The following is a 25,821-nucleotide window of genomic DNA, read 5'->3' as shown; positions in this document are numbered from 1 at the left end:
CTAATCGGTAAAGCGTATTGCTGTACCATAGGCCATAATCTCAGATGCTCCCTGCATCACTGAGCTGGACGAATACCTCATAGCCACTACGGCATCTGCTCCCATGCTCTGGGCGTCCTCCTCCAGTCTCTTGGTGGCCAGCGCTCTCGCTTTATTCATCATCTCATTGTAAGAGGTCAATTCCCCTCCTACCAGTGTTTTGAAACTGTTCATAATATCCTTGCCGGCGTGAACCGTCTGGATAGTAGAACCCTTGGCAATCCCAAGCATTTCGTATTTTCTGCCGGGTATTGCATCCGCAGTCATAATAAGCATATTTCATTACCTCCCTCTGCGAGTACTGTTAATATTTGCTCAAATCATCCTTATCCTCGTCGTCAATCTCTTTGATTCGCCTGACCAGCGTGACAATCAGAGCAGCTATAACGGCAAGACCGATGAGAAAAAAGACTCCTCCTATCAGAATTCTTCCCCCTGCAAACGTACCTGCAAGAAAGCCTCCCAGAGCCCAAACAAGGACCAGGATACACAGGATAATAATGATCAGTATTGGTGCACCTTTTTCCAGAAATCGTTTCATCCTTCTGCCTCCCGTCATTTACATCTATTATACTATACCATCTGTGAAAATTCTACTGGAAATCAAAGAGAGACATCTGGTTGGAATCCGGAATATCCCCGAACAGGTTCAAATCGCTCATCAGGTCAATGACCGTCTTACTCACCTTTGTACGTATCCGGAAATCATCCTTTGACAGAAATTCCCCGCAGGCGGCAGCCTCCACCACAGCATCAGCCGCACGATCTCCAAGTCCTTCGATGGTATCCAACGCCGGCATCAGCTTCCCCTCTACAATCCGGAAGGTATGTGCCTCTGCCTGGTAAAGATCAATGGGAACAAATTCGAACCCCCGGGCATACATCTCCTGCACCACCTTCATATCCTTGTAGGTATCCTGCTCTTTTTTGCTCAGGGTGTCCATCCGCTTCTGGTAATCATCCATAAAATATTCAAGTTTCTCCTTTCCCTGACACATAAGTTCATAGGAAAATGCTGTGGCCCTGATACTGAAGAAAGCCGCATAGTACGCCAGAGGGTAGAAAATCTTACAGTAGGCAATTCGGAAAGCCATCATAACGTACGCAGCAGCATGGGCTTTGGGGAACATATACTTAATCTTTTTACAGGACCAGATATACCAGTCCGGCACTCCATGCTTCGTCATCTCTTCTTCCCACTCCGGCTTCAGTCCCTTTCCCTTCCGCACAGACTCCATGATAGTAAAGGATAAGCCGCTCTCCAGTCCTTTCTGTATCAGATAGATCATAATATCATCCCTGGTACAGATAGCGGTAGAGATCGTGGCCTTTCCCTCCTGAATCAGGGTCTGGGCATTGCCCAGCCAAACATCCGTACCATGAGCCAGCCCGGCGATACGCACCAAATCAGAGAAAGACTTGGGCTGAGTGTCAATCAGCATCTGCATGGCGAACTCAGTACCGAACTCCGGAACCCCCAGACACCCTAGGGGACAGCCTCTTATATCCTCGGGAGTAATGCCCAGGGCATCTGTTCCCTGGAACAGGGACATTACCTCCTGGCTGTCCAGAGGAATCTCCCTGGCATTAATGCCTGTCAGGTCTTCCAGCATACGGATCATGGTAGGATCATCGTGTCCCAGAATATCCAGCTTCAGCAAGTTGGAATCAATGGAGTGATAATCAAAATGTGTAGTTATAATATCGCTGCCCATATCGTTGGCAGGGTGCTGCACCGGGGTAAACTCTTCAATATCCCACCCGATGGGAAGTACAATGATCCCCCCCGGATGCTGGCCTGTGGTCCTGCGTACGCCGGTGCAGCCCTGGACAATCCGGTTAATCTCACAGTTCCTTTTTCTGGAGCCCCTCTCCTCATAATAATTTTTCACATAGCCGAAGGCCGTCTTCTCTGCCAGGGTACCAATGGTTCCTGCTTTAAAGGTCTGGCCATAGCCAAAGATAACTTCTACATAGCGGTGAGCCTTTCCCTGGTAGTCCCCGGAGAAGTTAAGGTCAATATCAGGCTCCTTATCCCCCTTAAATCCCAGAAATGTCTCAAACGGAATGTCAAACCCTTCTTTCTGGAGATTGGCCCCGCACACCGGACAGACTTTGTCCGGCATATCACAGCCGGCGCCTCCGGCGTACTTCTTTACATCTTCCGAGTCAAAGTCACTGTAGTGGCACTCTGAGCAGTAATAATGAGGGCTCAGGGGATTCACCTCTGTAATCCCGGACATGGTTGCAGCAAAGGAAGAACCTACGGATCCACGGGAGCCTACCAGATAGCCGTCACTGTTTGATTTCCACACCAGCTTCTGTGCAATCATATACATAACTGCGTAGCCGTTGGATATAATAGAATTTAATTCTCTTTCCAGCCGCTCGGTAACGGGAGAGGGAAGATCCTCCCCATAAATCTCATGGGCTTTCTGATAACAGAGTTCCCGCAGCATCTCATCAGAATTGGGAATCACCGGCGGACATTTCCCCTTATGAACCGGGGATATCTTTTCGCACATATCCGCAATTCTATTGGTATTCGTAATCACTACCTCCTCTGCTTTTTCCCTTCCCAGATAAGAGAATTCGGCCAGCATTTCTTCTGTGGTGCGCAGATACAGGGGAGCCTGATCGTCCGCGTCGTCAAATCCCTTTCCTGCCATAATAATTCTCCGGTAGACTTCGTCCTCCGGGTCCAGAAAGTGGACGTCACAGGTGGCAACCACTGGTTTATTAAACTGTTCTCCCAGTTTAACAATCCTGCGGTTAATATTCATCAGGTCCTCCTCGGTGGAAACCTCAATCTTATCGCTTCTCAGCATAAAGCCGTTATTCCCCAGGGGCTGGATTTCCAGATAATCATAGAAATCAGCCAGCCTTGCGATCTCCGTCTCCGGTCTGCCGTTGAGGATCGCCTGGTACAGCTCCCCGGCCTCACAGGCGGAACCAATGAGCAGGCCCTCCTGTAGTTTCAGATACAGACTCTTTGGCACTCTTGGTCTCCGGTTATAGTACGTGAGATGTGACTGGGATATGATTTTATAGAGATTCACCCTTCCCTGATCGCTGGCGGCCAGAATGATCGCATGATAGGTAGGCATCTTCATTACTACCTCAGGGGTAACCGCCCCAGCTTCATTCAGCTGATCCAGATTCTCAATTTCCCTCTCCTTCAGCATTTCTATAAATTTCACAAAGATTTCTGCCGTACAGGCCGCATCATCCACTGCCCGGTGATGGTTCTGCAGAGAAACCCCCACTGCTTTGGCGACGGTATCCAGCTTAAACCGGTTCAGGGCAGGCAGAAGAAATCTTGCCATTCCTACGGTGTCGGCATAGGTAAAGTCCGTCTCAATGCCCAGATCTTCACAGTTTTTCTGAATAAAACTCATATCAAACTCTGCATTGTGCGCCACCATGACTGCCCCGCGGCAAAACTCTATGAACCGCGGCAGAATATCCGTAATCTCCTCTGCCTGGGAGACCATATTATCATTTATCCCTGTAAGGGTCTCGATCCGAAAAGGAATGGGCACCTTAGGGTTTACGAACGTGGAGAAGCGATCTGTGATCTTTCCTTCTTCCACTCTCACAGCCCCTATTTCAATGATTTTATTCGCCAGAGGGCTGAAGCCGGTAGTCTCGATGTCAAAAACCACAAAAGTGCCATCCAAATCCTGTCCTTTGCTGTTGGCCACAATGCCCTTGAGATCATCTACCAGATATGCCTCCACCCCATAAATAATTTTGAAATCCGCATCTTTGGGCATATCCCAGGTTGCGTGAAGCGCATCCGGGAATCCCTGTACGACCCCGTGGTCAGTGATCGCTATGGCCTTATGCCCCCATTCATATGCCCTCATAATCAGAGCTTTGGCATCCGAGACACCGTCCATCTCACTCATCTTCGTGTGACAGTGGAGCTCCACACGCTTTTCCGGACTGGTGTCTGCCCTGCTGCTGGTAAAGTCAGCAATCTTTTTTATCCCCACAACTGAGCCTATTGTTAATTCACTGTCGAATCGGTCAATGGTAGTGACACCTTTCAGCTTAATAAATGCCTTCACCTTTATCCCGGCCAGAATCTCTTCCACCTGATCGTTTCTGGCAAACATTTTCACAGTGATTGAATCCGTAAAATCCGTCATGGAGAATATGATAATTGTCTTTTCATTTCTGATTTCCCTGGTCTCCAGAGACATGATTTTTCCGCGGATACATACTTCTCCCATCTCTCCCGTGATATGCTCCAAAGGCAGAGCCTCATCATCAAAATCACGTCCATATAATACCTCAGGATTATCAGAACGCTTCACAGAACGGCGGAAGTCTCCGCCCCCAGTATTCTTTCCAAAGCTTCCCCTGCCATTTCTCTTATCTGCCGCCCCGGCCTTCCCCGGAGCCTTGGACATGCTTTTTCCCTGTGCAGGAACATCTTTTTTCTTGTCAGACGCCGGCTTTTCTTTTTCTATGGACTTCTCCGGCAGTGCCTCCTCATGGAGTTCCTCCACAGAGTAATTTCCCCCGGCGCAGTTTCCGAAAGATGACTGGGCAATGATATGGGCAGCTTCCTGCTGAATCCTCAGTTCACTGTTCTTTCTGGCTCTGCTCTCCTTGGCCTCCAGATACAGGGGCTCTACCTTCAGAGATAAACCGCATCTCTCGCAGAACACCTTTTCCAGATACTCTGTCAGCTCTTTCTCCTTCGTGGCAGCAAGCACCGACTGAGGGATCTGAAGAACCATTCGTTCCGGCTCCGGGAACTCCACTTTTGCTGTGGCCAGCAGATTATAGACAAGGATACTGTATTCCTTTAGTTCTGTCAGCATACTGTTCCGGTAGACTTCATAGAGGTTTTCCGGCGTATACTGGGAGGAAAGGCTGAATTTTTCTATGATTTTCACTTCCATGGACACACCTGAAAAAAATTGGGAGGAAATGGCCTCTTCCAAATCATAAATATATTTTTTATGTATCCACTGACGGCTGAGGAGATATACCCTCAGCCGGTCTTTCGCAGAGTTGGAAGCTACCTTAGTAACCTGAACTCCATCCAGCAGTTCCTGAAGCTTATCTTCTACTTTAAGATTGGGAAAAACTTCAAAAAAATCTTTTTCCATATTACAAAACTCCTATTGTTCCCAATGTTCCAGCTCCTTGCGCAGACAGGAAAGGAGTTCACCCTCAGGTACCTTGCGGATTATCTCCCCTTTTTTAATCAAAAGCCCTACGCCTTTGCCTCCGGCGATTCCAATATCAGCTTCCTTAGCCTCCCCCGGTCCATTGACCACGCATCCCATCACAGCCACCTTAATATCCAGGGGGAATTCCTGTACCATAGTCTCCACCTGATTGGCCAATCCAATAAGATCAATTTCTGTGCGTCCGCAGGTAGGGCAGGAGACCACCTCTATCCCTCCCGTTCGGAGTCCCAGGGTTTTCAGGATCCCTTTGGCAGATTTAATTTCTTCCACCGGATCTCCTGTCAGTGACACCCGAATGGTATCGCCGATTCCCTGATAGAGAATTATTCCCAGCCCAACAGCAGACTTTATATTCCCGGAATACAGAGTTCCCGCCTCGGTAATTCCCACATGCAGAGGGTACTGTGTCCGACTGGCGATTAACTCATGGGCTTTCACACACATCATTACATCTGAGGACTTAATGCTGATCACCAGATTATCATAGCCCAGCTCCTCAATGATCTTCACTTTGTCCAGTGCACTTTCCACAAGTCCCTCTGCAGTCACCCCGTGATACCTCTCCACCAGTTCCTTTTCCAGGGACCCGCTGTTTACCCCGACGCGAATAGGAATATTTCTCTCCTTTGCTGCATCCACCACGGCCTTGATACGCTCTCTGCTGCCAATGTTCCCAGGGTTAATCCTAATCTTATCCGCCCCGTTCTCCATAGCCGCTATGGCCATCCGGTAGTCAAAATGAATATCCGCCACTAGGGGGACAGATATTTGTTTTTTAATCTCTCTTAACGCCAGAGCCGCCTCCATAGTGGGAACTGTACATCTGACAATCTCACACCCAGCCGCCGTGAGGGCCTGAATCTGGGCAACTGTTCCCTTCACATCCTCTGTTTTTGTATTTGTCATAGACTGTATAAGAACAGGATTACCGCCGCCGATAACCCTGTCCCCTATAGAAACAACTTTTGTATGATCTCTGTACATTGCATGTTCTCCATTTCTTTCCTGGTTTTATATAAAAAGTTAACTTTATTGTTTCAATCCATGCTGCCCTCGCAGGCAGTGACACAATCTTAGCACAGTTTTTCCGCCATTTCAAGATTTCAATCCACACTGCCCTCGCAGGCAGTGACTTTTGCTAGGTTTGCAGGTTGCCCGTATAGTTTGATTTCAATCCACACTGCCCTCGCAGGCAGTGACGTGCAGAGAACTTGTTAATGCGGCCTTGGATAACATTTCAATCCACACTGCCCTCGCAGGCAGTGACTCATCGTAAAATATAGGCATCCGGTAGCCGCAATATTTCAATCCACACTGCCCTCGCAGGCAGTGACGTTTTCCCCTCTGCGCCTTGGTTGAAATATAGTTATTTCAATCCACACTGCCCTCGCAGGCAGTGACAGCAATTATACATAATCTAATTCTATTTTACCACTTGATTTTTGTTAATTCCATACAAAAATACAATATCCCATACTTTTCTTCTTCCTTTTTCCAAACATGTATTCCCCTATTTCAGGTGCGAATCCCCCGGTACTTCTATGTTCACTTATGGTTCGCACCTGAAAGAAAACTATACACAGTGTTTGCCGTTGGGTCTCAAAATTATATTTTAATGAACGGTGTACTCATTTGCCTGCCTGAAGAGCAGTATTAAGATATAGCTTCCTATCTGCCATTATAACTCATTTTGCTTCAAAATCCCATCAGGGGCGGAGGAATATGGAAATTCCTCCGCCCCTGCAGATGATTACAGAGCGTCCAGCGCTTCCTGCGCGGTCTTCTGTGCCTCGTCCAGCGCCTCCTGTGCCGGTATATTTTCAATTTCAACTTTATCCGCAGCTATCTTCAGGGCATCATATACCTTTCCTCCTGTGGGATCGATAGGGAGAATGGATGCGTGCATAGACTGTTCCAGCGGAACCAGTATCTGCGGATTCTCCTCTGAAAATGCCTGGAATTTCTCATTTTCTTTGACAGACTGACGGACCGCCACATAACCGGTTTCCATCGACCATTTTGCCTGCTGCTCTGCCTCAGTAAAGTATTTCATAAATTCATAGGCCCCCTGCTTTGCCTCGTCGCTGCCGCCCTTCACCATGGTAAACTGCAGAGCTCTGGCAACTGGTGCCGGAGGATTATCATGGAAGCCCGGCTGAGGCATAGCTGCCACCACCGAAAAGTCAAGATCCGCCTGATCCCCTGAGGAGCCGGTATACCCTCCTGCCCGGTTTTGGAGAACATCATCCATGGTGTCATACCAGTACTGCCAGCCCTGTCCGCCGTAATGAATCCTCATAGTCTTATCCTCGTGAATCCACTGGCGGAAGGCTTCCCAAACTTCCACCCATTCCCTGGAATTAATCAAAACGGATTTACCGTCCTCGCTGAATACAGAGCCTCCATTGCTGAATACCGCATCCATAAGATTATCCTCATTGTACATAGGCTCCCATCCGTAGAAAGTGGTTTCCTCTCCTTCCCTGACTGTCATACTCTCGGCTGCCTGTGCCAGATCCTGCCAGGTTTTTATATTGTCCGCCTGAATGCCGGCTTTCTCAAAAGCCTCTATGTTATAGTACATCACCTGCGTAGTTCCGTAGGCCGGAATAGCAAATAGCTCTCCGTCCTCTGTAAATCCCTGATTGTAAAATACCGGGATAAAATCTTCTGTATTCATGGATGCATCTTTTTCCACAAAAGTATTCAAATCTTCCAGAAGCCCCTTTTCTGCCAGATTTACTGCCTTGTCTGCATCCAGCAGCACCACATCCGGCTGCTTTTTCCCGGCTATGGCTGCCTGGAGCTTCTCGTAGGTCTCATCGTAATCCGCCTGGACAACCCCTTTTGCTTCATAGATATCCTGGCTGCTGTTAAACTGCTGAATAATCTCATCCAGCACCTTGGTCGCTGTCTTGCCCCCGGAATACCACACTTTCACCTGTACCCTGTCTCCGGCATCTTCTTTGCTGTCTGCCTGCGCCGTCTTTTGGCATCCCCCCAAAAGTCCGGTGCACAAGCCCAAAACAAGTACCGCTGCTGCTGCTTTCATTGTTTTCATAATTCTTTTCTCCTCTCTGAATCCATTCCTTCTGTTACCCTTTCATCCCTGTATCGCTGATCCCTTTAATAAACCATTTTTGTGTAAATAAGAACAGCAGCAAAAGGGGGATGACAATAACCGCACTGGCTGCCATAACCTTAGGCCATTCTGTGCCGTAAGCACCGCCTTCTATAAAAAACATCCGCAGCCCCTGGGAAATGAGCGCCTTATCCGGTGTCTCCGTAATAAGAGAGGGCCACATATAGCTGTTATAGCTTGTGATAAAGCTCATAAGAATAAATGTAATAAACGTTGGGCGGGTAAGTGGAAACACAATCTTCCACAGAATATACCACGGTCTGGCTCCGTCTACCTTAGCCGCCTCAACCAATCCGTAGGGCAGCTGCATAAATGCCTGCCGGAGCAGAAAGATCCCAAAAATATTTACGGTACAGGATATGGTAAGTCCTGTCAGGCTGTCCAGCAGGTTCAGCTGGGATAATATAATATAGCCAGGGATATATGTGGCTGCGGGAGGAAGCATATACGTTCCCACCACCACCAGAAACAAGGTTTTGCGGCCCCTAAATCTCATAAATGAGAGCGCATATGCCATCATTGCCCCTGTAACCACCTGAAGAAGGACAATGGCTGCCGACACCAGAAGGCTGTTGCCCATATACCGGAGGATAGGAGAGTGGAAGATCACTTCCGCAAAGTTCCCCCATTGTGCCTCCTGGGGCCAAAAAACCTCTGTGTTCATAACCTCTGCTTTTGTTTTAAGCGCGCTGATGACCATCCATAAAAATGGAAATGCCATAACAAGGCTGATTCCGGCGAGAAATATGTGCTTTACTGCCTCTCCGGTTATCCACGCCAGCTTTCCAGTCTTTGCAGTCCTTGTTATGCATCTCTCCTGGGCTATCTTCCCTGAGGGAAGCTTCAGTGCCTGTAAATTCTCCATACTGGAACACTCCCTTTCTAATAATGTACTGATTTTTTTGAAACCGCAAACTGTATTCCCGCCAGCACTGACGCAATGATCACCAGAAGCACACCGGATGCCGCAGCCTGCCCCATATGAAACTGTTCAAAGCCCAGCTGGTAATAAAGATACAGCAGTGTTCGGGTGCTTCCCGAAGGGCCTCCCTGGGTCAGAACCTGAATCTGGTCATAAGCCTGAAGCGCATTGACTGTATTCAGAACCACCAGAAACAGGGTGGTGGGAGAAACCATAGGTATGGTTATATGTCTCATGAGTGCCAGTTTAGATGCCCCGTCTACCTTCCCCGCATCGTACAGCTCTTCCGGAACCTTTGCCAATGCCGTCAGATAAAATATCATGGCATACCCCAAGGTTTTCCAGAGGGTAACCAGAATCACGGAAAGCATTGCCGTTTGAGAACTGTGCAGCCACTGCAGAGCCGGCATATGTAAAAAACGAAGCACAATATTAGCAATTCCGGTATCTGGTTCAAAGATCCAGGTCCATACGATAGAGATAGCCACCGTAGGAGTAATCCATGGTGAAAATAAAATAAACTGGTAAAATTTACTCCCTTTCTTCAGACTTCTCACCAGAACAGCCAGCAGAAATCCCCCGGTAATCACCGGAATAGCTGTCCCCAGTCCGAAGACCAGTGTATTTTTAAGAGCAGGGAAAAATCCTCCTGTGCTCAACAGATCTTTATAATTTTTCAGACCTACAAAATCATATTCCGGGGTCATATAATCCCAATTAGTAAAACTGATCCATCCGGAACGGATAATGGGGTAAATCCAAAATACGATTAGGGGTATCAGAATCGGCAGTACAAAAAATAATGCCTCTCCCCGTCTTCTCCATCTATACATTCTGTGCTCCCTCCCGTCTTTGTTCATTTTTTGAACTTACATCATTTTACTTCGGTTCCACAGGATTGTCAAGTATTTTTGTTCATTTTTTGAACTTATATCTGTACATTGCGTATTGGAGTACTTTCCTATGATACAAAAAAGCCGGTACAGAACAGGTAGTGTATTACCTGTTCTGTACCGGTCTCTTCCCAGTCATATACTGTTCCTTACGATTCTCAACCGTTAATCTGCAATAATTTCGTTTTCAGTTCATTTTCCAGGCGGTTCATTTCCACTTCAGCTTCCCTTCGCTTCTGCTTCCCTTCCTGCTGAATCTTCATCACCTCATCCAGCGTAGAGATAAGAGATTCGTTGGTCATTTTCAGCGTCTCCATATCTACTATGCCCCGCTCTGATTCTTTTGCAGTTTCTATGGTTGCCAGCTTCAGTGTCTCTGCATTCTTTCTCAGCAGATCGTTTGTCATATCTGTAACCTGGCGCTGAGCCTCTGCCGCCTGGGTGGAATGAGCCACACCCAGTGCCAGCACCATCTGACTCTTCCACAGTGGGATTGTGTTGACCAGAGTGGACTGAATCTTCTCTGCCATCAGAGTATCATTGCCCTGCACCAGACGAATCTGAGGTGCCGTCTGGATAGAAATCATCCTGGTTAATTCCAGATCATGAATCTTTTTCTCAAAACGATTGCAGAGAGAGTCCAGATCCTTGGCTGCCTGGGCGTCCTCAGGAAGCCCGCTGGACTGCGCCTTTGCCATAAGGCTGCTGAGTTCCTTCCCCCTGACCTCCTGAAGCTTCTTCTTTCCTGCCAGGATGTACATGGACAGTTCTTTAAAATAGGTCAGATTCAACTGATACATCTTATCCAGCACTGCTATGTCCTTCAAAAGCTGAATCTGATGTTTCTCCAACACCTGACAAATTTTGTCTATATTTACCTCAGTTTTGTCAAACTTTGTCTTCATGGCTGTAATCTTGTTGGACGTCTTTTTGAAAAAACCCAGAAAGCCCTTTTCCTCTTCTTCTACATCAAAACTTTTCAGCTCGGAGACTACATTGGAAAGGAGATCTCCAATCTCTCCCAGATCCTTTGTCTTTACATTTTCCAGGGCCCCTTCGGAGAAATCCGCCATTTTTTTCTGGGTTCCCGCTCCGTACTGAAGGATAGCATTGGAATTATTCAGATCTATCTGCTGGGCAAACTCGTCCACCATCTTAATCTCCTCCGCGGAGAGAATATCATCATTCCAGGTCTTCTCAGGCTCCTGAGGCTTAGGCTCTATGATCTCTTCCTTTGTGGGAAGGGGATCAAAGGTCAGTGTAGGGGTTGCAGTGAAATCCTTAAATTCTTCGCTCATATGTTATCCTCTTTTCTTAAAAGTCCTTTTTTGTCAGTCCCTCTTGTGCCAGCATTGTCTGAAGCACAGAGATGTCCGTGGAGATATCCCATGCCGTGTCCTTAAAGAAACTGTCCAGCAGATTCTCAAATGCCGTACTGATGGTGTCCAAAGTCTCTTCTATCTCTCTTTTTGCAGTTGCTATATTCTCTCCCTGCACCGGCTGGGCATCCAATTCCTCGTACGCCTTCAGCAATTTCATCGTAGTGGGCAGATAATAATCCATAAATTTTCTCAGATCTGCTATCAGCTCCGGATGCTGTTCCACCCGCTGGAAAATCTTTTGTATCACCACTTCCAGACGGGAAATCTTTTTCGATATCTCAACCCCGGGAATGGCGTCATTGCTGCCCTTGATGGCCTCCAAGTAATCATTTCCTTCCTTAATTACCTTTCTGGCCTCCTCAGACAAACCGCTTTTTGGCTTTGCTGCCTCCTGCTGCAATTCCTTTTGTCGGATCTCCAGCTGCTTTTGAGCCAGCTGGTACTGTTCATACACATCGTCTGATGCAATCAGGCAGGTATTCTGCCGATCCAGATGTCCCTGCAGAAACAGACCTCTCTCGATCATATTTCTCAGGTCTTTAATCACATAATTTTCTGACTTTCCCACCATCTGAGCCAATTCTTTAATGCCGCAGTAATTCCGGCCCCGTAAGCCGCGAATATAATTTTTGAATCGCTTTAGCCGCCCCAGAATGGTGCTTCCCTTCCAGGTCATAACCACGCTTCCGATAAGCAGAGGAAGCATAATAAATATAGGGATGCTGAAAGCTGCCCCCATACTTCCGGTCGCAATTGCGACAATCAGCAGTATCAACACAGCAATCCCCAGGCCTCCGGTCAGGATCCCCCCAGTGATCGTCAGTGCATATCCCGCACAGGAGCTCGGACCGGTTTTTGCAAAGAGCGAAGGAGAGCTTTTTACTATCTCCCTGGGCCTTATATAGCTGTTCTTGTTTTGGTAACGGTATCTTCCCTGCTGTTCTCTGACTTCCTCCTGAATGCGCTGCCCGGCCTGTCCGGCCGCAGAGCCTGCATTTCGGATCGTACGGTTCACATTCTCCATTGCGCTGGTAACCGTATCACTGATCGACTGATTTAATTTATGAAAATTCTGGGAATCTATAGCATTTTCCACTATGTCACGAATCTCATCCCCCAGATTAATCCAATCCTGATTGGCCATCTTGCCCTCCCTGTATCTGTATTGTATTCTATCATGTTTCGTCCTACAGTGAATTATATATGATATAATAAGAAAAATCAATGCTTCCGGACAGGTCTTAAACGTTAAAAAAGTTCCGGAGGTTAACTTCCGGAACTTTTCTTACTTTATTCTTAAACCTCAACGGTCCATCCAAACTTGTCTTCTATCTTTCCCAGCTGGATTCCTGTCACTGTATCGTATAATTTCTGACTCAGTTCTCCGATCCCACCGTCTCCTATCTGGAATACATCATCCTCATAGCGAAGATGTCCAACCGGTGATATAACAGCTGCCGTACCGCTTCCCCAGACTTCTTCCAGAGCGCCTGTTCTGGCTGCCTCTTCCAGCTCATCCACAGATACTTTTCTTTCTTCCACAGGAACTCCCCAGGATTTGCACAATTCTATACAGGTTCTTCTGGTAACGCCAGAAAGAATAGAGCCGTTCAGCATAGGCGTCACTACTGTCCCATTTATTTTAAAGAAAATATTCATAGCGCCTACTTCTTCAATGTACTTTCTCTCCACGCCGTCCAGCCAGAGCACCTGGGAATACCCCTCCTCATGAGCCTTCATCTGAGATGCCATAGATGCCACGTAATTGCCCCCGGTCTTTGCCTCTCCAATTCCGCCGCGGACAGCCCTGACATATTCATCCTCAATCCAGATTTTAACAGGATCCAATCCCTCCGGATAATAAGCTCCTACCGGAGATAAAATAATCATAAATTTATAGGTATAGGAAGGTCTCACTCCCAAAAATGGATCTGTCGCAATTACAAAAGGACGTATGTAAAGAGATGTCCCCTCTTTTGTAGGGATCCATGCCTCATCGATTTTCACTACCTGCTTAATTGCCTCCATAAATATATCCTCAGGGATCTCAGGAATCATCAGTCGGCGGTTGGAATGGTTTGCCCTCTCTATATTCTTATCCGGGCGGAATAACAGAATCCTTCCGTCCTCTGTCTTGTATGCTTTTAAGCCTTCAAACATTTCCTGTCCATAGTGGAACACCATGGCGGAGGGTTCCAGTTCCAGGTTATGATATGGTACAATTCGTGGATCGTGCCATCCCTTTCCATCCGTATAATCCATCTCAAACATGTGGTCTGTAAAAATAGTACCGAATACTAACGGATTATCCTTGTCCGGAATTGGTTTTGGATTTGTAGTTTTCTCAATCTTAATCTCTAACATGTGATTTTCCTCCTCTATCTACAATCCACTTTATCGCTACGACGTGTTACACTGCAATATCATGAATCTTTTTTTATTATTATACTTTTTTCAGACACTGTCAAGAGACAGACCCGAGAAAATCAGGCCTTTTTCCTCTCATATTTGACAAATTCGTATTCCAGGTCAAAATATGTCTGTTCCTCACTTTTTCCCGTAATCTCCCATTCCTCGTCCTCATCCAGGTTGGGAAAGAAGGTGTCAGCTTCAAAGGCAAAATCAATTCTCGTCACATGGGCTGTGGAGCAGTATGGCAGAAGAAGTTTATAAATGCCGTCTCCTCCGATGACATAAATCTCCTCCTCCTCATAGGGCTTCAGAGCCTCCGCAAGTTCCTCCAGGGAATGAACCACTGTCCCTCCCTTAACGCTATATCCAGGATTTCTGGTCAGTATTATGTTCGTCCTGTTTTTTAGCGGCATCTGATTGGGGAAGCTTTCCAGGGTTTTTCTCCCCATAACAACAACCTTGCCGGTGGTCTGGTTCCGGAAGAACTTCATATCAGAGGGAATGCTGACCAGAAGTTTATTGTCTTTTCCGATCCCCCAGTTTTTATCTGCGGCTACAATTAAATTCATAGAGTTCTCCTTTCTTACTACACAGCTATAGGGATATTTTTGATCTGGGGGCCTGTCTGATAATCTTCCACCGTCAGATCATTCACAGTAAATTGATAGAAATCCCGAATCTCAGGGTTTAATGTCACCTTGGGCGCCGGATACGCCGGACGGGAGATAAGCTCCTGCACCAGAGGAATATGCCGATCATAGATGTGCGCGTCTGCAATCACATGCACCAGCTCCCCTGCCTTCATCCCCGAAACCTGTGCAAACATCATAAGAAGCAGTGAATACTGACATACATTCCAGTTGTTTGCGGCAAGAACGTCCTGGGATCTCTGATTGAGAATCCCATTGAGAATCAGCTGATCACTGTCTTTCTCCTTCGTAACATTAAACGTCATTGAGTACGCGCAGGGATACAGGTGCATTTCATGGAGATCCTGATGAACATAGATATTGGTCATGATTCTGCGGCTGTAGGGGTTCTCTCTCAGATCAAAGAGTACCCGGTCTACCTGATCCATCATTCCTTCTCTGTACTGGTGCTTCACGCTCATCTGGTAGCCGTAGGCCTTTCCGATGGATCCCGTCTCGTCTGCCCAGCTGTCCCACACATGGCTGTTCAGCTCTTTAATGTTATTAGATTTCTTCTGCCAGATCCATAAAATCTCATCCATAGCGCTCTTTAAAGCCGTGCGCCGCAGTGTCAGGGCCGGGAATTCCTTTGAGAGATCATAACGGTTTACTACTCCAAACCGTTTGATTGTATAAGCCGATGTACCGTCCTCCCATACCGGACGGACCTTCTCTCCCTCTGTGCTGGTACCGTTGTCTATAATATCCCGGCACATGGTGATAAATATATTATCTGCTAAACTCATGTTTTTTCTCCTTTATCTGTAATCAGTTGCCAGTCTCCGTAACGGGATGTCCCGATTTTTCCATTATAATATATACAAATACCCGGTGCAAGCAATTTGACGCCTCTTCTAAAACATGATATATTCTCGTAATAGGAGTGTGAACAAATGAAAAAATTTCTAATTTTACTTTTAAAGCCACTGTCTTTTCTTCCTGCCCTTGCAATCATGTACATGATCTTCTCTTTTTCCGGACAGACCGGCGCGGTCTCGTCCAATATCAGCTACAAGGTGAGCCATAAAATTGTAACCGTTGGCAGCGATCTTCTGGGTAAAGATTTTTCAGAGGATCAGATCGAATTTTATGTTGATAAGATTCATGGCCCGGTCCGGAAGCTGGCACATATGACAGAGTATTTTATCCTGGCAGTTGCCGTGTCCTTTCCGCTTTATGTATATAACCTGAGAGGTATTCCCCTCATGATTGTAGCCGGTGCCATCTGTGTAGCCTTTGCCTGCGGGGATGAGTATCACCAGTCGTTTGTAGAAGGAAGAGGGCCTTCCAAACGAGATGTCATGATAGACAGTGTGGGTGTATTCTTTGGAATTATTCTTGTAAGAATCGTGTGCTGGGTGTTTCTCGCCCCATCCAGGATGAGGAAAGCCAGACGCCGAAAAAAAAGAGCGAGGTAAGCCCGGCTTACTCCGCTCTTTTTTCATCCTCTTCTTCTTTCTCATCCTCTGGTTCAGGCTCCGGATCATTGGCTGCTTTAGTGCAGCGAATCCACCCCTTGATTGAGAAATACAGCAGTCCTGCGCCTATGATTCCAAAGGCTGCCCCTGCCAGCGCTATCCAAAAGGAGGGGGTCTCCCCTTTTACGTAACCCCCCACAAGAGAATACGCAATATAAATCAGATATGCCCCCGCCAGAATACGCAGCATATAGGTGCTTTTCATTCTGTTTGAATCCATAATTTTTCCTCGTTTCCTGTGGTTTTCTATCCTCTAGAATAGCAAATCTTGTCGAAAAAGGCAACTGCTGTTTTATCATCCTCCCGCTAAGAGACGGCAAACTGGCTCTCATACAGTTTGGCATAGAATCCATTTTCTTTCAGAAGTTCCTCATGATTCCCCTGTTCTATAATATTGCCATCCTTCATAACCAGGATAACATCCGCACTTTTAATGGTAGAAAGGCGGTGGGCCACAATAAAGCTGGTTCTGCCCTCCATAAGCTTTTCAAATGCCTGCTGGATCTTTATCTCCGTACGGGTATCGATAGATGAGGTAGCCTCATCCAGGATCAGCATAGGGGGCTTTAACAGCATTACTCTTGCAATACACAAAAGCTGTTTTTGTCCCTGGGAGAGGTTGCCCCCGTCTTCTGTAATGACAGTATCATATCCGTTTTTCATACGTTTGATAAAGCTGTGAGCATGGGCTGCTTTTGCTGCCTCCAGTATCTCCTCCCGGGATGCGTCCGGTCTTCCGTATGCTATATTCTCTGCTATGGTGCCTGACCGTAGCCAGGTGTCCTGAAGCACCATACCGAACTGCTGCCTCAGACTGTCACGTTTTACATGTCCCGCCTCATATCCGCTCACCTTAATGTTCCCGCGGTCAATATCGTAAAACCGCATCAGCAGATTGATAAGCGTAGTTTTTCCACAGCCTGTGGGACCCACAATGGCAATTCTCTGCCCGGGTTTCACGTTCAGATTGATATTCTCCAGAAGGGAGGTGCCGGGAAGATAGGAAAAATACACATGGGAAAGTTCAAGGCTCCCGTCGCACTCCTTAAGCTCCGTCGCGTCCTCAGGATCCGGATCCACAGAAGGGGTATCCATAAAATCAAAAATACGCCGTGCACAGGCAAGTGCGTTCTGCAGCTCCGTCACTACCCCTGATATTTCATTAAATGGCTTCGTATACTGGTTGGCATAATTCAAGAAACAGGAAAGCTGTCCCACGGTAATTCCGCCGTTTAATACGGTGAAGGCTCCGAAGATGCCAACCCCTGTATATACCAGACCATTTACAAACCGGGTGGCTGGATTTGTTATAGATGAGAAGAACAGCGCACGGATCCCGCATACCCGCAGCTTCTCATTAACCTCCTGAAACCTTTCTTCTGCCTTTTTCTCATAGCAAAAGGCCTGTACCAGCTTTTGATTTCCCACCATTTCCTCCACCAGAGATGTCATATCCCCTCTGGTTTCTGACTGAAGCTTAAACATGGAAAAGGTGCGCTTGGCTATAAAGCTGGCAACAAAGAGAGACACAGGAGTGATCAGGACTACAATAAGTGTAATCTTAACATGAATGGAGAGCATAAATCCCAGTGTGCCCACAATTGTGACTACCCCGGTAAACAGCTGGGTAAATCCCATAAGAAGCCCGTCTGAAAACTGATCCACATCTGTCACAATCCGGCTCATCATCTCCCCTGGCTGATTGCTGTCAATATATTTAACCGGAACCTCTTCCAGATGTGCAAATGCCTTTCTGCGGATATCCCGCACCACACAAAAGGTAACATGGTTGGTGGCCAGATTCATAAGCCACTGAGCCACGGCCGTAGCAGCCACTACAAACCCCAGTTTTACAATAATTTTCAACACCCCGTCAAAGAGAACCTGACCTTTTCCCAGAATAAGGTCTACCCCTTCTCCGATTAAGATAGGCGCATACAGGGTGAATGTCACACTTATAAGGGCAAATACAAGAATCACAGCTACGTATCCGCTGTAAGGCCGTATAAAATCCAATACTCTTTTCAATGTATCTTTCTGTTTCATCCCCTCTGCACCTCCTCTCCGGATAACTGGGAGGTACAGATCTCTTCGTATACCCGGCAGTTCTCCATAAGCTCCCGGTGGGTTCCCATACCTGCCATCCTGCCGTCATCCAATACCAGTATCTTATCTGCATATTTGATCGACGAAGCCCTTTGCGATACGATAAAAACGGTCATTCCCCTTGTCTTTTCTTTTATGGCTTTTCTCAGCGCTGCATCCGTGGCAAAGTCAAGAGCTGAGGCACTGTCATCCAGAATCAGAATATCCGGCTTTCCCACAAGGGCTCTGGCTATAGTCAGGCGCTGACGCTGGCCGCCCGAAAGGTTACTGCCCCCCTGTTGAATTTTAAGATCCAGCCCCTCTTCTTTCGCTTCCACAAAGTCTCTGGCCTGGGCAATGTCCAGAGCCTCACGGATCTCACTGTCCGAGGCATCTTCTTTTCCCCATTTCATATTGTCCCGCAGTGTCCCCTGAAAAAGAACCGCCTTCTGAGGCACTAAGCCAATCCGACTGCGGATATACTCCAATTGATACTCCTGTATGGACCGGCCTCTAAAGAGCACCTCTCCTTCGGAGGTATCATATAATCTGGGAATCAGATGAACCAACGTTGATTTGCCGGATCCGGTTCCCCCGATAATTCCTATGGTCTCACCCTGAGCGGTCGAAAAAGATATCTCCTCCAGCGCATTTTCCTTTGCATTTGCATAAGAAAAGGATACCCCTCTGAATTCCACAGCCGGCACCTCCCCATCGCCCTCACTTCCAGTCTTTTCTCCCCCGCACATAGACGGCTGCGTATGAAAGACTTCATTGATCCGAATGGCTGACGCCGTTGCCTTTGTAAATGTGATGATCAGATTTGCCAGAGCAATCAGCGCCAGAAGAATCTGAGACATGTAGTTTATTAGGGCAATCAACTCCCCCTGGGTAATCTCCCCGCTGTCTACCACATAACCTCCGGACCACAGAATTGCCATTATCGCCAAATTCACTACTACATAGGTGGCCGGGTTGAGCAGGGCGGAGATCCTACCCGCATGCAGCTGTATCCTGGTAAGCGCTCCTGTGGTTTCCTCAAAACGGCTGATTTCTTCCTGCTGTTTTGAAAATGCGCGAACCACTCTGGCTCCTATGTGGTTTTCTCTGGTAAGCAGGGAAACTCTGTCCAGTGCCGCCTGAGCACTTTTGTAGATGGGGATCGTACTTTTTACTATAAAATAAATAATCAAAGAGATTACGGGCACGGCAATCAGAAATATCACCGTCATCTTAACACTTATAGTGAAAGCCATAAGTACTGCCCCCACAACAATAAAGGGAGATCTCAGAAACAGCCGCAGAACCAGATTCACCCCTGCCTGGGCCTGGTTAATGTCACTGGTCATCCGGGTTACCAGGGTCGGGGTTCCCAGGATATCCAGCTCCGTATATGACATATTGTTTATATGTGCGAATAGGTCTCTTCTCAGCGCTGTACCAAAACCCATAGCCGCTTTTGCCGCAAAATACTGGGCGGTCAGTGAACAGATCAGTCCCAGCACCCCGAAGGAAACCAGAAGAAGCCCCATACGCCAGATATAGGGCCTGTCATGGTTTCTAATGCCTGTATCAATGATAGCTGCCATAACAAGGGGCACAATCAGCTCAAAGCAGGCCTCCAGCATTTTAAACAGGGGGCCCATAATACTCTCTTTTTTATAATCTTTTAGATATCGAATCAGTTCTCTCATTGATTAGTTTCCTTTATACATCGTTTTTTCCCTTTTGCGCGCGGTTAAAAGTATAGCATACTTCCCGGTTCTTTTCTATGAATGTCAGGATATTTTGATAGACTTTTTCTTTCCCTTTCTCGTTTAATATTTCGTGCCGCATACCCGGATAGCGCTTTTGAGTGATGTTATGGTAGCCTGCTCTGTAGAGGCAGCGAATGGCATGATAAAATTTCCTGCCGCTTCCGATACAGGGATCCTCCGTCCCTCCCAGAAAAAGTATGGGAAGCTGCGGATTATAGCATTTCCAGTTCTTCTGATTGTATGTCTCCTCCATCAGATTCAGCAGTCCCAGATATGCATCGCAGGAAAACGTGAATCCGCAGAGCCTGGACCTGTCATATTCTTCTACAACCTCAGGAACTGAGCACGTCCACCCAAAGCGGCTTTTTTCACCGGGAAATCTGGCCATATAGCTTCCAAAGGAAAGGGCTTCCAGCAATTTGCTTCTGTGCCTGCTCCCAAAAAGCTTTCCCTCTGTCCAAGCGATGAGAATCCCCAGCTTCACTGCCGGATTCTTGCTGGGTGATCCCGTTAAAATCAGGGTCTGTATCTGATCATCATATATCTTTATATAGTTTCTGGCTATCAGGGAGCCCATACTGTGCCCCAGAAGAATCACCGGCACACCGGGCCACTGCTCCTTCGCCAGACAAGTCACCTGAAAGAGATCCTCTACCAGAGCATCGGCTCCCCCTCCGTAGAAATACCCCAGGTCCTCCTGGCTGCGGATACTTTTGCCATGCCCTCTGTGATCGTGAATGATACAGGCGTAGCCATGGGAAGCCAGATATTTCATCAGAGGAAGATACCGCTCTTTATATTCAGACATACCATGGGAGATCTGAACAATGCCGCGTATCTCCCCCTTCGGTTCTACTGACCGCACATCCAGATCCAATTGGTCATAATTCGATGGTATCATAAGTTTATTTTCTATCATTATTACCACTTCCTCTCCTTTTTTATTTATTGATTATACATTTTGCCCAATATTTCCGAAACGATTGACAAACAATTGACACGACGGTATGATTACAGTATAGTACAAATGTGTTTTATTGTCACTAAATTCAAGGGGAAAAGGAGATATTGTATGGAGAAATTATTTAAACTCAAAGAACACAATACGGATGTCAGAACCGAAGTCATGGCCGGAATCACAACTTTCCTGACTATGGCTTACATCCTGGCTGTCAATCCTGATCTGCTCAGCGCTTCAGGGATGGACAGCGGCGCAGTATTTACGGCAACCGCTCTGGCCTCCGCCCTGGCCACCTTCATCATGGCTTTCTGGGCAAACTATCCCATCGCTTTATCCGCAGGCATGGGACTGAATGCCTACTTTGCCTTCAGCGTTTGTCTTGTTGACTTAAAGGACATTCAGGATCCCTGGAAAATTGCTCTGGCCGCTGTCTTTGTGGAAGGTATTGTCTTTATCCTGTTATCCTTCTTCAAATTCAGAGAAACCATTGTTAATTCTATTCCCAAAAACCTGAAGCTTGGGATCACAGCAGGCATCGGACTCTTCATTGCCTTCATCGGCCTTCAGGGTGCCGGGGTGACTGTCAGCAATGATTCCACACTGGTAGGTCTCGGAAGCTTTGCATCTCCCGGTGTTACCTTATGTGTTATCGGCGTGATTGCCATTGCAGTAATGAACCATTACAAGGTAAAGGGTTCTATCCTCTGGGGAATCCTTGGAACCTGGGTTCTGGGTATGATCGCCCAGGGAATCGGCTGGTATGCAGTGGATCCGGAAAACGGAGTTTACTCCCTGATTCCTTCCCTGTCTGCCTCCAGTTTTATTCCCCCGTCCATCGCCCCTACATTTTTCCAATTTGATTTCAGCTGGGTAGGCGGACATATATTTGAATTTATTGTCATTGTTTTTTCTTTCTTATTTGTAGATTTATTTGACACAGTAGGCACCGTTATCGGGATTGCCGATCAGGGCAATCTGCTGGACAAAGACGGCAAGTTGCCCCGTGTGGGCCGTGTGCTTATGGCAGATGCTATCGGTACCACCGCAGGCGCAGTTCTGGGTACCTCTACCATCACAAGCTTTGTAGAATCCAGCGCGGGTGTTGCAGAGGGAGGCAAGACAGGCCTTACGGCACTCACAACCGGAATTCTTTTCCTGGTAGCACTTTTCCTGTCACCTATCTTTCTGGCCATCCCGTCCTTTGCCACAGCACCGGCCCTTATTATCGTAGGACTGAATATGGCTTCCGCTGTACTTAAGATGGACTTCTCTGTAGATATGGCAGACGCGCTGGGCGGTTACCTGGCATTTCTGATGATGCCTTTGACTTATTCCATTGCCAATGGTATTATGTTCGGTATTCTGACCTGGATCGTAGTGAAGCTTTTTACAAAAAAAGCAAAAGATATCCATCCCATTATGTATGTAATCGGCATTCTCTTCCTGCTGAGAATTGTCAGCACTTTATAGTTCTGTTTCCAATACAAAAACAACCTAGTGACGAAATAAAACACATAGAAAGGACCCGGAGCTCTTCTCCGGGTCCTTTTTAAAAGACTGCGTCCACAATTTCCTGGGTATCTGTATCCACAAGGCCGAAGGTAGTCAGCTTCAGCCGGGGGATAACCGGCAGACTGATAAAGGCCAGTGTCATAAATGGATCAATTCCCTCCGGTACTCCCAGCTCTCTGGCTATCTTTTTCATTTTCAGTATCTGCCCCTCTACCTCCCTGAGCGGCCGGTCACTCATAATACCGGCAATCGGCAGGGGAAGCACTTCCAGAACCTCTCCGTCCAGCGCAATTGCCCATCCTCCCTGCATCTTTCTTACCGCCTCTGCCGCGGTGTACATATCCTGCTCACTGGCGCCTGCCACAATCAGGTTATGGGAGTCGTGTGCCACAGAGGATGCGATAGCCCCCTTTTTCAGCCCGTAATTCTTTACATAGCCCAGACCTATATGCCCGGTACAGAGATGCCGTTCCATAACAGCCAGCTTGATGATATCCTGCTGCACATCAATGCCGTTGCTGGCAGAAGAATACTCTGTGATATATTCACCTGTGAGAATCTGTCCGGGGTGCAGTTCTATCACGCGCATCTTCTCCGGCTGCCTGTCCCGGGATACTGGCAGATAAAAGTCTTCCACGGTAAAGCGCTTCATACGGAAGGTATGGGTAACACTTTCCTTCAGCTTGCTGTTCACCACAGGTTCCTGAACAGCGCAGCCGTTATGCCTGTCTGCGGTCAGAAGCCCCTTTTTATACACCTGTTCCACCTGAATCTGTTCCAAATCGCTGAGTACCACCAGATCCGCCTGATAAGATGGCGCTACCGCCCCCAGATGCTTCAGACCGAAATAACGGGCCGTATTATAAGTTGCCATCTTTACCGCTATGCAGGGATCTGCCCCGAGAGAGACCGCTTTGCGTATGATATAGTCAATATGCCCCAGTTTTTCCAGATCTCCCGGATGCTTGTCGTCTGTAACCAACATCGCATGCTCACAGTAAGGGCGTTCAAAGAGAGGCATAAGAGCCTCCAGATTCTTTGCGGCCGTCCCTTCCCGAATCATCATCCACTGTCCCTGCCGGATTCGCTCCAGCCCCTCCTCTGCGGTTGCACATTCGTGGTCAGACATCACTCCTGCAGTGAGATATGCGCAGAGTTCTTTGCCTCCCAAACCAGGCGCATGCCCGTCAACTACCTTTCCCTGGGAAACAGCCTCCTGAATCTTTTTCAACACATTCATATCCCCCGCGACGGTTCCGACATAGTTCATGACTTCTGCCAGCCCCACTACCCTTTTAGACTGGTAGTAGGGTTTCAGCTCCTCCGCCTCAAGGCAGGCACCGCTTTCATCCAGCAAAGCGGCCGGTACACAGGAGGGAAGGACAAAATAAACCTCCAGGGGAAGCCCTTCTGTGGCTCTCATCATATAATCTATCCCCTGTGTGCCGCACACATTGGCAATCTCATGGGGGTCTGTAAAAACTGCTGTTGTGCCGTGGGGAAGTACAGTTCTGGCGAATTCTGCCGGCTGCATCATAGAGCTTTCCAGATGGATGTGTCCGTCCATAAAGCCGGGGGCAATATATTTGCCGGTACAGTCTACCTCCTTGCGGCCTCTGTATGAGCCGATTCCAACGATCATTCCTTCACAGACAGCTACATCCCCCTCCTGAATATCCTCTGTAAACACATTTACAATCTTTCCATGTTTCAGCACCAAATCGGCGTCTTCCAATCCTCTTGCAACTCTAATCTGCCTCTCCAGCATATGTGCTCCCTCCATCGATTCCTGCATCCCCTTTGCACACAGCCAAAGGAGACTGTCATTATTTTATCTTTTTCCCTGCCACATATTTACCTGCTATCTGGCTGTCATCTGCCAGGTATATCAGGCGTTCCACTCTCTCTTTTACCGTCAGCTCCTGGGGATAGGGACACTGAGAATCATCCAAAACCACTGCGTCCATCTCATAGCCGGGTTCAAAGCTTCCCACTTTTCCGAAGAAGGATCCTCCCCCCTTCGTCCCCAGGTAAAATGCTTCCTCAAAAGAAAGCGGTTTTAAGGAACTGTCAGAAAGCCTCCATCGGAGCTTTGAGGCCTGTATGGCATCTGCCATTGCCCTGAGAATAGATGTGGCAAATCCACCGGCCACATCACTCCCCAGCCCAATATTCATATCCTGTTCCAGATAGGTCCTTACCGGTGCCACACCAGAAGACAGGTTTGTATTAGACTGCGGGCAGTGAGCAATGTAGACACCCCGCTGTTTCATCCGCCGTATCTCTTCCTCTTTGGAATGTACACAGTGAGCCATTACCGCAGGATATTCCCCTCCGAACAGCCCAAAGTGATCGTAGGCATCCCCGTAGAAATCAGACCACGGGCAGAGCTCTCTCACCCATTCTACCTCTCCTTGATTCTCCGATAAATGAGACTGTACGGGAAGGCTGTATTCCCTTTGAATCTCCTTCAGTCCGCTCATCAGCTCATCCGTACAGCTGGGAATGAACCGGGGGGTAAGTATGGGACGTGTTCTCTCATATTTATCCCTGATCTTCCCAAGCCACCGCCTCGTGCTCTGCAGGGATTCCCCGGCGCTTTTCTCCCGGAGTTCATCCGGTGAATTCCGGTCCATATTTACCTTTCCCACCATCGTGATAAGCCCGGACTCCTCCAAAAGATCCATAAGCAGTTCCGTCGCCTCTTCATGTATGGTTCCAAATACCACCGCCCTGGTGGTGGCCCCATTCTTCAGATCCCGGACAAACATTTCATAAGCCTTCCCTGCATATTCCAGATCCCGATATTTCGCCTCCTCCGGAAAGGTGTGTGTATTCAGCCAATCCAGAAGCTCCAGATCCATACCCAGCCCTCGGAAGGCATACTGGGGCGCATGGACATGAAGGTCCGTAAGGCCCGGAATAATCAGGCAGTTTCCCCAGTCCGTAATCTCTGCATCCTCGTATTGGGCGGGGAGACTGGAATATACCCCCTCTACGATTCCCTGTCTGCTGACCAGATACCCCCTGTCTGCAGACTCCAGCTGCTTTTTTCCGGTGCTGTAACAAATGTTGCCCCGCAAAATCAATAACTCTTGCATGTTTCTTCCTCCTTCCAAAACGCACAAAAGTTCCCGCTCTGACACGGGAACTTATAGTCAACTATTACGGTAGTTGGTAGAAACGTCCGTCCAATTACGAACTTATATAAGTATACATTTATCCGTTTTCCTATTATACAACTTTATTATAATGGACACCGGAGGCACTGTCAACTGTGGAATCGCCGCCTTTTCCTGAAAAAGAGCCTCTTTCCATAAGGAAAGAAGCTCCTCAAAT

General features: G+C 47.6%; 20 protein-coding genes, 1 CRISPR repeat array and 1 riboswitch. Of the genes, 2 read left to right on the top strand and 18 right to left on the bottom strand.

Features of this window, described 5'->3' with window-relative positions; genetic code table 11:
• The 12 genes from ACGHCT_RS06125 to thyA all read right to left on the bottom strand — a co-directional run bounded on the left by ACGHCT_RS06125 (position 1) and on the right by thyA (position 15,435).
• Positions 1-315, bottom strand: coding sequence for a YbjQ family protein (locus ACGHCT_RS06125; protein WP_072849055.1), 315 nt, complete (start codon positions 313-315; stop codon positions 1-3).
• 28 nt (positions 316-343) lie between these two features.
• Complete coding sequence (locus tag ACGHCT_RS06120; protein WP_390438894.1) at positions 344-580, bottom strand: hypothetical protein; 237 nt, start codon at positions 578-580, stop codon at positions 344-346.
• Positions 581-632: 52 nt separating this feature from the next.
• Positions 633-5,165, bottom strand: a complete 4,533-nt coding sequence (locus tag ACGHCT_RS06115) for a PolC-type DNA polymerase III (RefSeq protein ID WP_390438892.1) — start codon at positions 5,163-5,165, stop codon at positions 633-635.
• 12 nt (positions 5,166-5,177) lie between these two features.
• Complete coding sequence (gene ispG, locus ACGHCT_RS06110; RefSeq protein ID WP_072849061.1) at positions 5,178-6,233, bottom strand: flavodoxin-dependent (E)-4-hydroxy-3-methylbut-2-enyl-diphosphate synthase; 1,056 nt, start codon at positions 6,231-6,233, stop codon at positions 5,178-5,180.
• 50 nt (positions 6,234-6,283) lie between these two features.
• Positions 6,284-6,650: a CRISPR direct-repeat array (repeat unit 33 nt; unit sequence ATTTCAATCCACACTGCCCTCGCAGGCAGTGAC).
• Positions 6,651-6,999: 349 nt separating this feature from the next.
• On the bottom strand, positions 7,000-8,310 hold the full coding sequence (locus tag ACGHCT_RS06105) for an ABC transporter substrate-binding protein (protein WP_390438890.1): 1,311 nt from the start codon (positions 8,308-8,310) through the stop codon (positions 7,000-7,002).
• Between the two features lie 34 nt (positions 8,311-8,344).
• The gene (locus ACGHCT_RS06100; protein ID WP_084067619.1) at positions 8,345-9,256 is read right to left on the bottom strand and encodes a carbohydrate ABC transporter permease; all 912 of its coding nucleotides are present in this window, start codon (positions 9,254-9,256) and stop codon (positions 8,345-8,347) included.
• 17 nt (positions 9,257-9,273) lie between these two features.
• A complete protein-coding gene (locus ACGHCT_RS06095) occupies positions 9,274-10,146 on the bottom strand; it encodes a carbohydrate ABC transporter permease (protein ID WP_242946720.1) in 873 nt (290 codons plus the stop codon).
• 218 nt (positions 10,147-10,364) lie between these two features.
• Positions 10,365-11,504: a toxic anion resistance protein gene (locus ACGHCT_RS06090; protein ID WP_072849066.1), complete on the bottom strand. Its 1,140-nt coding sequence runs from the start codon at positions 11,502-11,504 to the stop codon at positions 10,365-10,367.
• A gap of 16 nt (positions 11,505-11,520) precedes the next feature.
• Positions 11,521-12,732 (bottom strand): 5-bromo-4-chloroindolyl phosphate hydrolysis family protein, encoded by a 1,212-nt coding sequence (locus tag ACGHCT_RS06085; protein WP_072849068.1) that lies wholly within the window; start codon positions 12,730-12,732, stop codon positions 11,521-11,523.
• A 152-nt stretch (positions 12,733-12,884) separates the two neighbouring features.
• Positions 12,885-13,952, bottom strand: coding sequence for a branched-chain amino acid aminotransferase (locus tag ACGHCT_RS06080; protein WP_072849070.1), 1,068 nt, complete (start codon positions 13,950-13,952; stop codon positions 12,885-12,887).
• A gap of 122 nt (positions 13,953-14,074) precedes the next feature.
• Positions 14,075-14,569 carry a dihydrofolate reductase gene (locus tag ACGHCT_RS06075; RefSeq protein ID WP_390438887.1) on the bottom strand — a complete coding sequence of 165 codons (495 nt, stop codon included), beginning with the start codon at positions 14,567-14,569 and terminating at the stop codon, positions 14,075-14,077.
• A gap of 17 nt (positions 14,570-14,586) precedes the next feature.
• A complete protein-coding gene (gene thyA, locus ACGHCT_RS06070) occupies positions 14,587-15,435 on the bottom strand; it encodes a thymidylate synthase (RefSeq protein WP_072849074.1) in 849 nt (282 codons plus the stop codon).
• Positions 15,436-15,582: 147 nt separating this feature from the next.
• On the opposite strand from thyA, the gene ACGHCT_RS06065 reads away from it, so the two are divergent.
• Entirely contained in the window at positions 15,583-16,107 is a 525-nt protein-coding gene (locus ACGHCT_RS06065; protein WP_390438885.1) for a VanZ family protein, read from the top strand.
• Between the two features lie 7 nt (positions 16,108-16,114).
• Here the strand turns inward: ACGHCT_RS06065 and ACGHCT_RS06060 are convergent, their stop codons facing one another.
• From ACGHCT_RS06060 to ACGHCT_RS06045, 4 genes are all read right to left on the bottom strand, one after another.
• The gene (locus ACGHCT_RS06060) at positions 16,115-16,387 is read right to left on the bottom strand and encodes a hypothetical protein (protein ID WP_072849078.1); all 273 of its coding nucleotides are present in this window, start codon (positions 16,385-16,387) and stop codon (positions 16,115-16,117) included.
• An 86-nt stretch (positions 16,388-16,473) separates the two neighbouring features.
• On the bottom strand, positions 16,474-18,213 hold the full coding sequence (locus ACGHCT_RS06055) for an ABC transporter ATP-binding protein (RefSeq protein WP_390438883.1): 1,740 nt from the start codon (positions 18,211-18,213) through the stop codon (positions 16,474-16,476).
• A complete protein-coding gene (locus ACGHCT_RS06050; RefSeq protein WP_390438881.1) occupies positions 18,210-19,946 on the bottom strand; it encodes an ABC transporter ATP-binding protein in 1,737 nt (578 codons plus the stop codon). Before ACGHCT_RS06050 ends, ACGHCT_RS06055 begins: the two co-directional genes overlap by 4 nt.
• Before the next feature lie 13 nt (positions 19,947-19,959).
• Positions 19,960-20,928: an alpha/beta fold hydrolase gene (locus tag ACGHCT_RS06045; RefSeq protein ID WP_390438879.1), complete on the bottom strand. Its 969-nt coding sequence runs from the start codon at positions 20,926-20,928 to the stop codon at positions 19,960-19,962.
• Between the two features lie 153 nt (positions 20,929-21,081).
• Here ACGHCT_RS06045 and ACGHCT_RS06040 point away from each other — a divergent pair, with 153 nt between their 5' ends.
• Positions 21,082-22,440, top strand: a complete 1,359-nt coding sequence (locus tag ACGHCT_RS06040; protein ID WP_072849085.1) for an NCS2 family permease — start codon at positions 21,082-21,084, stop codon at positions 22,438-22,440.
• Between the two features lie 79 nt (positions 22,441-22,519).
• Here ACGHCT_RS06040 and ade read toward each other — a convergent pair whose 3' ends face one another.
• The gene (gene ade / locus ACGHCT_RS06035) at positions 22,520-24,250 is read right to left on the bottom strand and encodes an adenine deaminase (RefSeq protein ID WP_390438877.1); all 1,731 of its coding nucleotides are present in this window, start codon (positions 24,248-24,250) and stop codon (positions 22,520-22,522) included.
• 58 nt (positions 24,251-24,308) lie between these two features.
• Positions 24,309-25,583 (bottom strand): amidohydrolase family protein, encoded by a 1,275-nt coding sequence (locus ACGHCT_RS06030; protein ID WP_072849089.1) that lies wholly within the window; start codon positions 25,581-25,583, stop codon positions 24,309-24,311.
• Positions 25,584-25,617: 34 nt separating this feature from the next.
• Positions 25,618-25,713, bottom strand: a riboswitch (purine riboswitch).
• Between the last annotated feature and the right edge of the window lie 108 nt (positions 25,714-25,821).

Source organism: Lactonifactor longoviformis, from assembly GCF_042848515.1.
In the GTDB taxonomy this organism is placed as follows: Bacteria; Bacillota; Clostridia; order Lachnospirales; family Lachnospiraceae; genus Lactonifactor; species Lactonifactor longoviformis.
Note: the sequence above shows the minus strand (reverse complement) of the source record. Positions and strands in the feature narration are given on the sequence as shown.